We start from the raw sequence: 11,553 nt of genomic DNA, 5'->3' as shown, positions 1-11,553 counted from the left end.
CAAGCGGCTGTTGGCGTACTCCTCGATCGCGCACGCCGGGTTCATCCTGACGGGTGTGATCGCCGTCAACAAGCAGGGCCTGTCCTCGGTGCTGTCCTACTGCTTCTACTCCTAGAGAGTCTCTATCGAGAACTCTCCCAAGAGGTTCAGCACGATCCTCTCGAGACCTGGGGAATTGACTCGCCGAAATCTGGACAGGTGACTGTCAAGCATATCGGCCAGCACGCACGTTCGAGCATTCCGACCGGCCTCAAGAAACCACAGATAGCATCGGAATGACCGCTCCCCAATCTCCGCACTGAATCCATTCTCAAGAAATGGCATCACGATGTGGAAGCCACGCCGGTCAATCCTCTCAGAAGAAACCAGTGAGTCCACCCCGGTGCGGAACGACGCACTTCTCGGATCCCGGAGCACCTCCACCAGATCCTCGTACGTTGCAGCCCTGACCCCGTAAGCTCCGGGATCCACTTGAGGAGCACGCATCCCAAACCGCCAATCCGTCAGAAGAGATCAAACAGGTCCTTGACGCCGCCGCCCCGGGGGCCACTCCCGCCAAAGTCGTCGAACATACTGTGATCCGCTTGATGCCGCACTACCGACACCTTCGCGGTCCAGTCGATCTTGGAATCAGGGTCATCTGCCCTTCGTTTCAGCTCAGCCACACGGCGATTTCCCTGAACGACGGTGTTGTTCTGGTTGATCGTAATGAACTCACCAGCACGCGGATTGTTCACGGCTTTCAGGAATTCCTCATCCGAAAGATTCCGAAGCGGCACAGAATGCGCCCCTTGTACCGCGCCCAGGCTTGGTCATGCTCAGCTCATGAACCGTTGCCGTGTCGCAGTTGTGAACCAGGACCGGCGTGGCGCCCGCCAGCTCATAGTACGTGTGGAGCTGGTCGACCGTGAGGTTGTAGGCGGTCTGGTGATCGGCCGGTACCTCAACGCCGGCCAGCCCAGCAACCCGTGGAAGGGTGCCGTCGCGAACGCCGCGGTGTACCCGAGCTTCTCAGCAGACGATCTCCGAGGCCGGGTCACCGACTCCGGGCCCAGGCATCGGCGCGGGGCTGGGTGCGCCGCCACTGCGGACCCAGCCCGTTATTGCGAGACCGCTACATGTCCCAGCGATCCTCATTGGCGCGACTGTTCGGCCCGAGGCCACGGACATCGCCCGGTTCCTCGTTCCCCCACAGGTCGGCTGCCCCGTCCAGGAAGCCGCCCGCGTACATCATCGCCTCGACCACCAGCCGCATGGCGGTCTCGTCGAGCTCGTGGAGGAGATCCCGGAGTCTTGCGGCCGTCTTCCCGGCCAGACTCGCCGCCAGGACGAGCACTCCACGGGCCGACTCGCTCAGCTCAGGCCTTTCCTCACGGAAGCCGGGCGCGCCAATCTCATGGTCGTACGCGACCGCCGCCTCCAGGTCGACTTCCAGGCGGTCGAAGTCCTTGCCCGAGACGAGCTCGACATATCCGTGCCGCAGGAGCCACCCCCAGAGCTCCTCGACCTGGAACAGCAACCGATAGGCCGCCTCCACCTGCGTCACCATGCAGGCACCCCGCATCAGCGGCTCATAGAGATCCTCACGATCCGCCGAAAGATTGACCCTGACGTTCTTCACTTCATCTTTCCTTCCGGTTAGTAAGCGGGATCCATCTCGGGGCCCAGCCCCTCCTCAGGGGGACCGGCGCCCGGCGTCGACTCAAAGCCTTCGAACCACCTTTGAACCAGCTCTGGAAAGTCACCTTGGAATCCTGAACTCTGATTCGGATTTCCTTCCCCAGATACCCGCTGGGACCACTCCCGACCGTTCTCCGTGTGAACCTTCTTGGAAGGCTGCGCCTTCACAAAGGGCCCGTGGTGCACATCTCCGGGCTTGATCTTCGGGTCGTTCGGATCTCCCGCCTCGTACATGAACGCGAGCCACTTTTCGCCCGGAATCCTGTACAGGTCTCCGGCGTCCTTCTCCCCGAACTTCCCGGTGGCGGCCCGCTCGTTCAGCGGCGCCCACTCGAATCCGACTGCTTCGGCCAGCGCCCTGAAATCCCCTCGGGAAACTCCGCGCAACGACTGGAAGTCCTTGAGGCTGCGAACCATCCCGGTGGCGGCGCTGACCATTATCGCATGGTGCAGGAAGGTCTGGTTGTCCTCCTCCTTCTCCGGGGTCATCCCGAGCGTAGCCGCCATCTTGCCGTCACAGAACCCGGTGCTGTCGGTCCTGCAGACGGACCGCCGCAAGTGGCATTCCTCCACCGGGTTCCTCGGCTCGTGGCCGAAGCGCTTGAGCTCGGAAGCCCATTCCTGGAGAAATTGTCAAAACCTGTGGATCTGCTAGCTGGTCTGGCGCGGAAGTGATGGTTCGGTGTCGGTGGGTGGGGTCAGCATTGTGGCGAGTCGGTCAACGCCGAATCCGCTGATCAGGAGGCGTTCTTTGTGGCTTCCGGTGAGGCGCTGGGTCCAGTCGACAAACCCGCCGTCCGCGATCTCCAGTTGCTGACCGTGGATGGTTGCGTAGATCTTGTAGCACAGGTCGGTGTAGTAGCCCCGTCCGGTCACCCGGTTAGGATCATCGATGATGTCAATGCCCGGTGTTCCGGCCAGCTCTGTACGTGTGCGGGCCAGGATCGGAGCGGCGGACTCGTCGAGGCAGGTGATGCGGATCTCGGTCTGGCGCACTCCAGCACGTGCCATCGCCCGGACGGCGAAATGTAGGTGCTCGACCAGGTGCTGTTGCTCGAAGGCCCGGCTGCCAGTGTCCCGGCCGGCGGTCACCAGGGCGAATAGTTGGAAGTGGGCGAGCATGCCGGGCGCGTCGAAGTGCTGGGCACGCACGACTCGTTGGCTGGCGGCCATCCGGACCGGCACGGCCGAGCGGGGATCGGCGGCCAGGGCCTGGGATCTCCGCTGGGCTGCCTCCAGGGCCAGGGCATTGGTCGGGTCGGCTGCGACCTCGCTGCCACGAATGGTGGCGACGACCTTGCGCGGGTCGACGGTCGCGACCGCCGTATGCGCTGCCAGGGGGACGAGCGGGGCCAAGGTGAGCATCTGGAAGTCATCCGGCAGCGCCGAGAGCAGGAAGTCTTCGGCTCGTCGTATTTGCGCGAACCCTGTCGGGGCCGGGGTCACGAACCGGTCGGTGCGATAGCGCCGCATCACCTCGGCCGGGGTGAGCCGATCGGCGCGGCGTCGGAAGACTTCCAGGAGTAGTGTGGTCAGATCCGTCCCGGTCAGCCCCTTGGCCAGCAGGTCCAGCAGTTCCGGTCCGCCTGCCTTAGCCAGAACTCGGCGCAACGCAGGACCGGCCGAGTATTCATCGCTCGTCATGGCGGACCAGTATCGCCTGGCCGGAATCGGCGAGACCATCGATTTCCGCGCATCGTGGCAATTATGCCGCGCTCGGTCAGGCTCCATCAGGGCTCCGCGCTCGAAGCGGGCTCCAGCGCGGACGAGCGGGACGAGGTGGGCGCCGTTGACGGCCCGCCAACGGGCCTGGGCCGACTCGACGAGCTTGAACACCATCGCCAGGCCGGCGGCGCGAGAGCCGGCGCCCTTGGTGACTTTCGTGCGGAGCCGGACGGTGGCGAAGGTCGACTCGATCGGGTTGGTGGTCCGCAGATGGATCCAGTGCTCCGCCGGGTAGTCGTAGAACTCCAGCAGCACGTCCTGGTCGTCGGTGATCTTCTTGACGGCCTTGGGGAACTTCGCCCCGTAGAGCTTGGCAAAGGTCTGGACGGCCTGTTCGGCGTGCTCGCGGTCCTCGGCGTTGTAGATGTCCTGGATCGCCTTCTTCGCCGCCGGCTGGGCCGACTTCGGCATGGCGTCCAGGGCATTGGCCGTTTTGTGGACCCAGCATCTTTGTTCGCGCGTGTCGGGGAAGACCTCGCGCAGGGCCTTCCAGAACCCGAGCGCCCCGTCGCCGACCGCCAGCACAGGCGCGCGCATAAGGCCGACCATGTAGGCGTAGTCGTTCCGCTGCTGGGGTCGGAACCCTTGAGGAGTGGGTCGGGGTTGAGGAAGCGTCCGTGGCCGGGGGCGTACTCGCGCGCTCCGAGGTTGGTCAGTCCGGTGGCGGTGTCCAGGGTGCCACCGACGAAGCCCTTGTCACCGGCCCAGCTGCTCGGCGCGGGCTGGGTGCCGCGCGGGTTGCCGAACGGATCGGTGGGACGGCGGGCAGTCGTCTGGGCGGCGTCGGTGCCGGTCTGCACACCGTTGGTGCCATGCGGGTCGGCCGCCTGGTGGACGAGGGCGCCGCCGCCGGTGGCCGTCACCCGGGTGATCGTCAGACCGCCGGGCGAGTTGTAGTACCGGACGTCGGACATCTACCCGGTGCCGGTGCCGGTGTTGAGGGTGAGTTCGTCCGCTCCGAGTTCGAGCGTGGTCGCGCCGGGATCGCGGCGGATCAGCTGGTTGCCGTCCGCGCCGTACAGGTACGACGTCCCGGAGGGCTGGCCGGTCTTGACGACGGAGGCGAGCTTGTCCTCGCCGTTCCAGGTGAGGGTGGTGGTTCCGGTGTTCTCGGTGATCGAGGTAATGTTGCCCAGTGAAGTTCCCCCAAGGCCGGGTAGTTAGCGTTTCCGCAGGTCACGCAAGGGATCTGCGGTCTTGGGCGATAGCCGTGTAGCGGCCTGTGCGGACTCTCTTGATCATTCCTCTCTCAGTCCAGCGGGCGAGTTGTCGGTAGGTGGCGACGAGGGTGACGTCGCCGAGCAGCTCGGCGATCTCCCGTGCGCGCCACAGCCGTTCGGGCTCTGCCTGCAGGATGGCCAGGACGCGAACCATGCGGCTGCTGGTCTTTCCGGGACCGGCGTACTGGGGGACGGTCGTTGTGGGCAGCGCGGGCTGCGGTGGCGGAGGCGGCAGGAGAGTGATCGTCGTCGAGGTCACGGCCCGGCTGCTGTCAGGGCGGCCGTCCAGTTTCCGTTCCGCGTAGCGCGAGATGGGTGACTTCACCTTGCGGGTGCTGACGCGGGACCGCCGGGTGAGCGATAGCGTCGACAGGACGCGGCGGCCGATTGCTCCGATGCCCTGTCCGAGGATTCCTTCCGCGCATACCAGCAGGTCGCGGGCAGTTTGGAAGGCGATGGTGAAGCCGCAGCGGTCGGGATCTGTGCCGGGCTGGGACTCCGCGGCCTCGACCATGGTGCGGCGCAGGAGCTGGTAGAGGGTGAGCAGGGCCCACATCTCCTGCTCGACGCCGGCGGGGTCGTGCGAGCGCAGGACGCGTCCGTGCAGGATGGTGTGGCGCAAGGCGTAGTAGGCACTCTCGTGCTCCCACCGCTCGTGATAGAGACGCACGAGGCGGTCGGCCGGGTAGTGGCGGGCGTCCAGGAGCGTGGTGGCCAGACGGCAGGAGCCCTCGAAGGTGCTGCCGTCCGTGCAGGTGACGCTCACCCGGGCTTCGATGACGCGCACCGGGACGCCGCCGATGACCGAGAGGTAGGAGGAGTCAGCGAGCGGCTTGAGGACCGGTGGCCGGCGGCGCTGGTTGATGCGGCTCAGGACCTGATCGGCGTCAGCGCTCCCAGATGTCCGGGAGCGAACCGGCCCGCGGCCACAGTCACCGTACGGGTGATGGCCGACAGCGCTGGCTGCGAGACAGAATGAACAGGCAACGGAGCTCCTTGCGGGACAAGCTGTCTTGGACGACTGCCTGTACCAACGAGCTCCGTTGCTCTATATCAAGAAACCTTCAACTCCCTTGCGTGACCTGCGGAAACGTTAACTACCCGGCCTTGGAAGTTCCCCGCTGAACTGGACAGCCTGATACTGGGACGGGCTCCCGAGGGCCAGCTACTACGCCTGGCTCGCCGGTCGGCCGGCTGCCGCCGAGCGGCAGCGGACAGAGGACGAACTGGCCGAGGAGATAAGGGAGATCCACGCCTCCTCGCGCGGTGCCTACGGCGCCCCGCGCGTGCACGCCGCACTGCGGCGCAAGGGCCGTGCGATCAACCGGAAGAAGGTCGAGCGGATCATGCGCGAGCGCGACATCCAAGGCGTGACCGCCGCAAACGCCGCCACCTGACGAAGCAACCGCGCCGCGGTCCCGTACGGACCCCGGGTACGCCGACGGCCCGGCTCACGCAGCGCAACGTGAACCGGGCGAGTCAGGTGGCCGCTTGGCAGCCCGTCAGCCGCCGGACATCCGGCTGGCGGGCGGCACTCGCTCAGACCCATCGGTTCGAACAGGCCGATCAGGTCCGATCAGGCCGTACTGATCGGGAGAAGTCCGATCAGTACGCCTGGTGCACCTGCCAGAACGCCCAGGCGGCGTTCGGGCTGCCGTAGACGGTGTTCATGTACTGCAGGGCCCACTTGAGCTGGGTGGCGGGGTTGTTCTGCCAGTCGGAACCGGCCGAGGCCATCTTGTTGCCGGGCAGCGCCTGCGGCAGGCCGTAGGCACCCGAGCTCGGGTTGGTGGCGTGGATGTTCCAGCCGCTCTCGTGGCTGATGATCTGGTCGAACGAGGCCAGCTGGTTCGCCGGGACGATCGAGGCGGCGAGCGCCTGCAGCGCGGCCGGGGTGTTGGCGACCGGGGCGACCGGGGTGGCGGCCGGCTTGGCCGGAGCCGCGGCGGGCTTCGGCGCAGTCGGGGCCTGTGCCGGGGCGGCCACGCCCAGGGTCAGGTGCTGGCCCGGGTAGATCTTGTCCGGGCCGTTGGTCAGCACGGACTTGTTGAGGGCGTAGAGCTTCTGCCAGCCACCCTGCACGTTGTGCGTGGTGGCGATCTTGGTGAGGGAGTCACCGCTCTGGACGGTGTAGCCAGCGGGCGCCTGAGGGGCGGCGGCCTTGACCGAGTGCACAGGGGCGGACTTGACGGGGGCGGCGTTCGCGGCGGTGGCGGCGACCACCGGGATGCCGGCGCCGACGCCGACGACCACGGCGGCCGCGACGATGCGCTTGATGGAACCGGCGGCGAACAGGCTGGGGCGAGCGTTGACGGGCAGCATGAAGTGCGATTCCTCTCCCACGCCTGCGAGGTGAGCTGTCGGGTTCGGGCTGGAGTTGCCCGGCCGCGCAGAGGCGCGGCTTTACCCCTAGCCCCGCCGGAACCAGTCCGGTGAGGCGACTTACCTGTGGGTCCCCCGCCCCTGCCGTGGTGCTTCATGGGTGCACGTGCCCGCCCGATCCGGCGGCAGGATTCGGCGTTCCGGAGAGCGGGGTTCGTTTCGTACAGAGACGAACGAGAAGGACCGTAAACGGCACGGAGCCATCAGCACAAGCCATCGTGAGCTGGGTCACGACTCGGCCGGATTGTCCGAATGATCCACAATGGTGCTTGATAACGATGTGGTTACGACCCTATGAGTGCGCGCCAGCGCCGCCCGCCGGGCTCAGTGCGGCAGCCACCGCCCGATGGTGCGCCGTGCGGGTCGTGGGTTCGGGCTGGCGCGCCCGCCCTTTGGGCATGCCGACCTGAGCGGTAGTCAGCCTGCGTGCCAGCCCTGCGCATCGACGCCGCCCGGCACCCCGGCTGCCGGATCGTACGGGGTGCGGGTGTGGACGAAGCCGGCCTGGTCCACGTCGTCGACCGTGCCGTCGGCCCGGCGCACCACGCGCAGCGGCTCGCCCACGTAGGAGCCGTCCAGCCCGGCCCAGGTCCCGTCCGGCTCGGACTGGAACCGTGAGGTGCGGGCCGCGCCACCCAGCGCTGTGAGCTCCATCACACGGCCGGCTCGCAGGTGCTCGACCGCGCTGGTGCCCCAGTGCCAGGGGCCGATCCGCGCCAGCAGTTCCGGGTCGGCGTCGACGAAGGGCCGCCGGGGCTCGGGGATCCGCAGCTCGTGCTCGGCGATGATCACGTCAGGTCGCGCGGGCCACCTGGCCGAGGCTGAGGCCGGCCGTGGTGCTGGCGAGCGTGACGGCCGCCACATCGTCCTGCTCGCTGACAAGAGCGAGGCGAGGAAGCCGGGCATCGAGCCGCCGTGGCCGACCCGCAGCCGGCCGTCCACGGCTGGAGCTGCAGGCCCAGGCCGTAGCCAGCCGACCCGTCGCCGTCCGACGCGGCGGCCGGCCGGCGTATCTCGGCCGGCACCTTCTCACCCGCGCCACCGGCGAGGAAGGCGGCCCAGCGGCAGAGGTCGGCGGCAGTGGACCAGAGCCGGCCGGCCGGCGCTATCGCGCCGGTGTCGGTGAGCGGCTCGGGCTGCATCACGCCGGCCCACGGGTGCACCGCGAAGCCGCTGGCGTGCGGGGTCTGCGGCAGCGGTGTGATGCGGGTCATACCGAGCGGCTCCAGCACCTCGCGCTGCAGCACCTCCTCCCACGGCTCGCCGCGCAGCTTCTCCACCAGTGCGCCGAGCAGGGCGTAGCCGGGGTTGGAGCACTGGTGGTCGAGCTGCATCGGCAACTACGGCGGCTTCGGCGCCACCAACCCCCCTGTGGATCGCCCGTTACTCCTCGACCGTCGGCACCTTGCCGAACGGCTGGGGCTACCAGACCTTCTGGCAGTGCTCCGACACCGGCACGTTCCCCGGCGACCAGGACCTGTTCAACGGCGCCTCCGACCGCCTGAGCGCGCTCGCACTCGGCTGGAGCCGCGCTCTCGTTCGGCCGCAAAGCCGAAGCGGCTCCCCGCACCCACCGGGGTGCGGAGAGCCGCCCGGCCCGAAGCTCAGCGCGGGTCGACCAGCTCCGGGGCGAACACCGTGCCCAACGGCTCGGGGCCCACGTACTGCTGGCAGTTGCAGGGCCGCGGCTCGTAGCTCAGCGGGCGGCGGTCGGCGTCCCAGGCGGTGGGCGTCTCGACCACCTCGTGGCACCGGCCCTGCTTGTCGTGCTTGGCCAGGTGGTGGGTGCAGCCGCAGACCGGCTCCGGCGGACGGTTGGCCGTCTCCAGGGCGAGCTCCCGGCGCTGGGTGGCGTCGAGCAGCTCCAACTTGCGCTCGTGGCGGACCTTCAGGGACCGGCGGACCTTCGCGGTGACCGACCCACTGCCGTAGAGCACGGCGGGCACCAACCACCACAGGTTCCACAACGAATCCACTGACGCCCCCACTGCTACCGATTCCTGGCGCTGATCATACGACTGACCAGCACGAGCGACCGCCGCCGGGGGTCAGCGGATCACCGGCAGCACCGGCGCCGAACTGCGGCCCGCCGCCGCCTCGATGAAGGCCACCGGATCGGCGACCTCCGCCAGCAGGTCCCGGGTGAAGTCCAGCGCCCCCTCGGCAGGCGCCGGACCGCCGACCGCCGCGATCAGGTCGAGCAGGTGGACGGTCGCCTCCATCAGCGCCACCTCGCCCAGCGCACCCACCGTGACACTGCCGAGCAGCGGGTGCGCCACCACCGTGGAGGGCGGCAGGTCCGCGAGCCCGGCCAGGGCGGCCGGGCCCTCGACGCCGAACCGGGTGATCAGCACGGCCGGTTCGGCCGCCTCGGCCGTCTGCCTGGCCGTCTCGGCGATCTGCCCGGCGGCGGTGTGGGCGATCCCGCCCGGCCGGTTGTACGCCCGCAGGATGCCGGCCCCACTGCTCACCTCGGCCGGCCCGTCCTGCACGGCCGCGCGCAGCCCGGTGAACATCTCCGGCACCGGCGCCACGTGGGCGTACAGCTCCCGGACGGTCCAATCGGTCAGCCGGGTGGCCCGGCCCCATTCCTCGGCGCCCAGGGCCGCGCCGCGCTCCGCCCAGGAAGCCCAGGTGTCGGCCAACAGACTGCGCACGGGGTCGTTCTGACTGCTCATCTACTCTCCTCGGAACGATGGCCACCGGAGTGCCCCACGCTACCCGGCAGCGCCGGAAAACCGGTTGCGGGGGTGCCACTCCGACCCTCACCATCGGCCCGTGACCGACACCCCCGCCCGCCCGCTGACCGTGAACGCCGCCCTTCCCGTCCCGGCCCAGCAGCAGCCCGGCCGTCCCCGGAGGCCCGACCGCGCCCACGCGTGAGCGCCGCGCTGATCGCGGGGCTGCTCGCCGGATACGGCGTCGCCGTACCGGTGGGGGCCGTCGGGGCCTACCTGGTATCGCTCACCGCGCGCGCCTCGCTGCGCACCGGCGCCTGCGCCGCCCTCGGCGTGGCCACCGCGGACGGGCTGTACGCGCTGCTCGCGGCCGTCAGCGGCACCGGCCTGGCACCGCTGCTCGAACCGGTGGCCCGGCCGCTGCAGCTCGCCTCGGCCCTGGTGCTGCTCGCCCTCGCCGTCCGGACCGCCGTCACCGCCCTGCGCAGCCGCCGTACGGCCGCCGCCCTGGCCGCCGAGGCACCGTCCGGGCCCCTCCGGGCCTACCTCACCCTGCTCGGGATCACCCTGCTGAACCCGCTGACCGTGCTCTACTTCGCCGCCCTGGTGCTGGGCAGCGGCCAGGACGGCACCACCTCGGGCCCGCTCGCCCGGACCGTCTTCACCGCCGCCGCCTTCGCGGCCTCCGCCAGCTGGCAACTGCTGCTCGCCTCCGGCGGCGCGCTGCTCGGCCGGGCGCTCACCGGTACCCGCGGCCGTCTGCTCACCGCCCTCGGCTCGGCAGCGCTGGTCGGCTGGCTCGCGGTCCGCCTGCTTCTCGGCTGAACCCGCGACCGACCGGACCTCCCCCCAGGGCGCCGCCGCCGACCACCACCGCCGCCGCCGCTGATTGCGCTCCGTCGCCGACCACGCCCCGGCCGACGCCTGTTTACGCCCTATTCACACCTTGTATCCTGGTTCTGTATCCGCTGCGCTACCTGCCCATCCGCCCGACCGGCCCAGGCACGGCCGACGGGGTTGGCACCGACCCGGAGGAGCGCGGACATGGTTGAGCGGGACGGCCCCGAGAAGCGGGGGCGCCTGAGTCGGCCGCTGGTGCTCGACGCCGCCGTGACGCTGGTCGACCGCGAGGGCCTGGCCGCGCTGACCATGCGCAGACTGGCGGCCGAGCTCGGGGTCGAGTCGATGGCCCTGTACCGCTACGCCCCGGGCAAGGAGGGCCTGCTCGACGGCCTGATCGAGGCCTACTTCGCCGAGGTCAACGCCCGACTGCGGACCAGCGCCCACACCGGCCCCCAGGAGTCCGAGTGGCGCCTGGAACTGCGCCGGATCGCCCGGGCCTTCGCCGCCGCCGCGCACGCCCACCCCGAGATCCTGCCGCTGGTGGCGACCCGCCCGCTCGCCGTCCCGATGGCCCGACGGCCAGCACCGGTGCTCGAACTCACCGAGCACATCCTCTCGGTGCTCGGGCGGGCCGGCTTCGACGACGCCACCGCACTGACCGCCTACCGCACCTTCGTCGCCTGGAACCTCGGCTGCACGCTGGTGGACAAGCGCCAGGTGGTCGACAACCCGGACGAGCCGGACCCCCTCCTGCGGCTGGGCCTGCACCGGCTGCCCGCCGCCGAGTACCCACGGCTGCGCGCCCTGGTGCCCCGCTTCGCCGACTTCGACGACGAGCGCGAGATGCTCGCCGGCCTCGACAGCCTGCTGAACGGGATACCCGAGCCACCCCTTGACGCGTTCTACGGCGACGGCACATCCTGAGGTATACGAGGTACACGTCGGACATATCCGCTCAGACGAACGGCGCCGCCCGGGCCGGTGTCGGCACCAGTGACCGCTTCGCCGCCGCGGTCCCGCACGGC

13 protein-coding genes, 4 pseudogenes and 1 riboswitch are annotated in these 11,553 nt (G+C 69.3%); of the genes and pseudogenes, 5 read left to right on the top strand and 12 right to left on the bottom strand.

Annotated elements, in window-relative coordinates; all coding sequences use genetic code 11:
- Window positions 1–100 (top strand): annotated as a pseudogene (locus ACWC9T_RS27445) (proton-conducting transporter transmembrane domain-containing protein); the annotation flags it as partial.
- A gap of 403 nt (window positions 101–503) precedes the next feature.
- On the opposite strand, the gene ACWC9T_RS27440 reads toward ACWC9T_RS27445, so the two are convergent.
- The 7 genes and pseudogenes from ACWC9T_RS27440 to ACWC9T_RS27410 form a co-directional block, all read right to left on the bottom strand.
- The gene (locus tag ACWC9T_RS27440) at window positions 504–737 is read right to left on the bottom strand and encodes a hypothetical protein (protein ID WP_449823721.1); all 234 of its coding nucleotides are present in this window, start codon (window positions 735–737) and stop codon (window positions 504–506) included.
- Window positions 738–753: 16 nt separating this feature from the next.
- On the bottom strand, window positions 754–957 hold the full coding sequence (locus ACWC9T_RS27435) for a hypothetical protein (RefSeq protein WP_449823727.1): 204 nt from the start codon (window positions 955–957) through the stop codon (window positions 754–756).
- 157 nt (window positions 958–1,114) lie between these two features.
- The gene (locus ACWC9T_RS27430; RefSeq protein ID WP_449823720.1) at window positions 1,115–1,621 is read right to left on the bottom strand and encodes a hypothetical protein; all 507 of its coding nucleotides are present in this window, start codon (window positions 1,619–1,621) and stop codon (window positions 1,115–1,117) included.
- A gap of 17 nt (window positions 1,622–1,638) precedes the next feature.
- Entirely contained in the window at window positions 1,639–2,169 is a 531-nt protein-coding gene (locus tag ACWC9T_RS27425) for a hypothetical protein (protein WP_449823719.1), read from the bottom strand.
- Between the two features lie 1,236 nt (window positions 2,170–3,405).
- Window positions 3,406–3,942 (bottom strand): annotated as a pseudogene (locus tag ACWC9T_RS27420) (transposase); the annotation flags it as partial.
- 59 nt (window positions 3,943–4,001) lie between these two features.
- A pseudogene (locus tag ACWC9T_RS27415) lies at window positions 4,002–4,319 on the bottom strand (hypothetical protein); the annotation flags it as partial.
- A gap of 262 nt (window positions 4,320–4,581) precedes the next feature.
- A complete protein-coding gene (locus ACWC9T_RS27410; protein ID WP_449823726.1) occupies window positions 4,582–5,490 on the bottom strand; it encodes a transposase in 909 nt (302 codons plus the stop codon).
- Window positions 5,491–5,851: 361 nt separating this feature from the next.
- Here ACWC9T_RS27410 and ACWC9T_RS27405 point away from each other — a divergent pair, with 361 nt between their 5' ends.
- Window positions 5,852–6,022: an IS3 family transposase gene (locus ACWC9T_RS27405; protein ID WP_449823725.1), complete on the top strand. Its 171-nt coding sequence runs from the start codon at window positions 5,852–5,854 to the stop codon at window positions 6,020–6,022.
- 208 nt (window positions 6,023–6,230) lie between these two features.
- Here the strand turns inward: ACWC9T_RS27405 and ACWC9T_RS27400 are convergent, their stop codons facing one another.
- The 3 genes from ACWC9T_RS27400 to ACWC9T_RS27390 form a co-directional block, all read right to left on the bottom strand.
- A complete protein-coding gene (locus tag ACWC9T_RS27400; RefSeq protein ID WP_449823718.1) occupies window positions 6,231–6,968 on the bottom strand; it encodes a LysM peptidoglycan-binding domain-containing protein in 738 nt (245 codons plus the stop codon).
- A riboswitch (cyclic di-AMP (ydaO/yuaA leader) is annotated at window positions 6,953–7,075 on the bottom strand. (Overlaps the previous gene by 16 nt.)
- 349 nt (window positions 7,076–7,424) lie before the next feature.
- Complete coding sequence (locus ACWC9T_RS27395; protein WP_449823717.1) at window positions 7,425–7,799, bottom strand: DUF7586 domain-containing protein; 375 nt, start codon at window positions 7,797–7,799, stop codon at window positions 7,425–7,427.
- Complete coding sequence (locus tag ACWC9T_RS27390; protein WP_449823724.1) at window positions 7,796–8,341, bottom strand: serine hydrolase domain-containing protein; 546 nt, start codon at window positions 8,339–8,341, stop codon at window positions 7,796–7,798. Before ACWC9T_RS27390 ends, ACWC9T_RS27395 begins: the two co-directional genes overlap by 4 nt.
- Between ACWC9T_RS27390 and ACWC9T_RS27385 the strand changes: the two are divergent.
- Window positions 8,325–8,529 (top strand): annotated as a pseudogene (locus ACWC9T_RS27385) (GH25 family lysozyme); the annotation flags it as partial. The gene ACWC9T_RS27390 and the pseudogene ACWC9T_RS27385 overlap by 17 nt on opposite strands.
- Window positions 8,530–8,611: 82 nt before the next feature.
- Here the strand turns inward: ACWC9T_RS27385 and ACWC9T_RS27380 are convergent.
- Both ACWC9T_RS27380 and ACWC9T_RS27375 read right to left on the bottom strand, forming a co-directional pair.
- The gene (locus ACWC9T_RS27380; protein ID WP_449823716.1) at window positions 8,612–8,956 is read right to left on the bottom strand and encodes a hypothetical protein; all 345 of its coding nucleotides are present in this window, start codon (window positions 8,954–8,956) and stop codon (window positions 8,612–8,614) included.
- Between the two features lie 99 nt (window positions 8,957–9,055).
- Window positions 9,056–9,685 (bottom strand): maleylpyruvate isomerase N-terminal domain-containing protein, encoded by a 630-nt coding sequence (locus ACWC9T_RS27375; protein WP_449823715.1) that lies wholly within the window; start codon window positions 9,683–9,685, stop codon window positions 9,056–9,058.
- A gap of 201 nt (window positions 9,686–9,886) precedes the next feature.
- On the opposite strand from ACWC9T_RS27375, the gene ACWC9T_RS27370 reads away from it, so the two are divergent.
- Window positions 9,887–10,510 (top strand): LysE family transporter, encoded by a 624-nt coding sequence (locus ACWC9T_RS27370; protein ID WP_449823714.1) that lies wholly within the window; start codon window positions 9,887–9,889, stop codon window positions 10,508–10,510.
- A 219-nt stretch (window positions 10,511–10,729) separates the two neighbouring features.
- The gene (locus ACWC9T_RS27365) at window positions 10,730–11,452 is read left to right on the top strand and encodes a TetR/AcrR family transcriptional regulator (RefSeq protein WP_449823713.1); all 723 of its coding nucleotides are present in this window, start codon (window positions 10,730–10,732) and stop codon (window positions 11,450–11,452) included.
- Window positions 11,453–11,553 lie beyond the last annotated feature (101 nt).

Source organism: Kitasatospora sp. NPDC001159, from assembly GCF_053598235.1.
The sequence above is the reverse complement of the archived record's forward strand: the minus strand, read 5'-3'. Positions and strand labels throughout refer to the sequence as shown.

Bases quoted from the DNA above. Each gene is read 5' to 3' on its own strand.
- ACWC9T_RS27425 (WP_449823719.1), bottom strand. From the start codon at position 2,169: ATGACCCCGGAGAAGGAGGAGGACAACCAGACCTTCCTGCACCATGCG.
- ACWC9T_RS27390 (WP_449823724.1), bottom strand. From the start codon at position 8,341: ATGCAGCTCGACCACCAGTGCTCCAACCCCGGCTACGCCCTGCTCGGC.
- ACWC9T_RS27375 (WP_449823715.1), bottom strand. From the start codon at position 9,685: ATGAGCAGTCAGAACGACCCCGTGCGCAGTCTGTTGGCCGACACCTGG.
- ACWC9T_RS27365 (WP_449823713.1), top strand. From the start codon at position 10,730: ATGGTTGAGCGGGACGGCCCCGAGAAGCGGGGGCGCCTGAGTCGGCCG.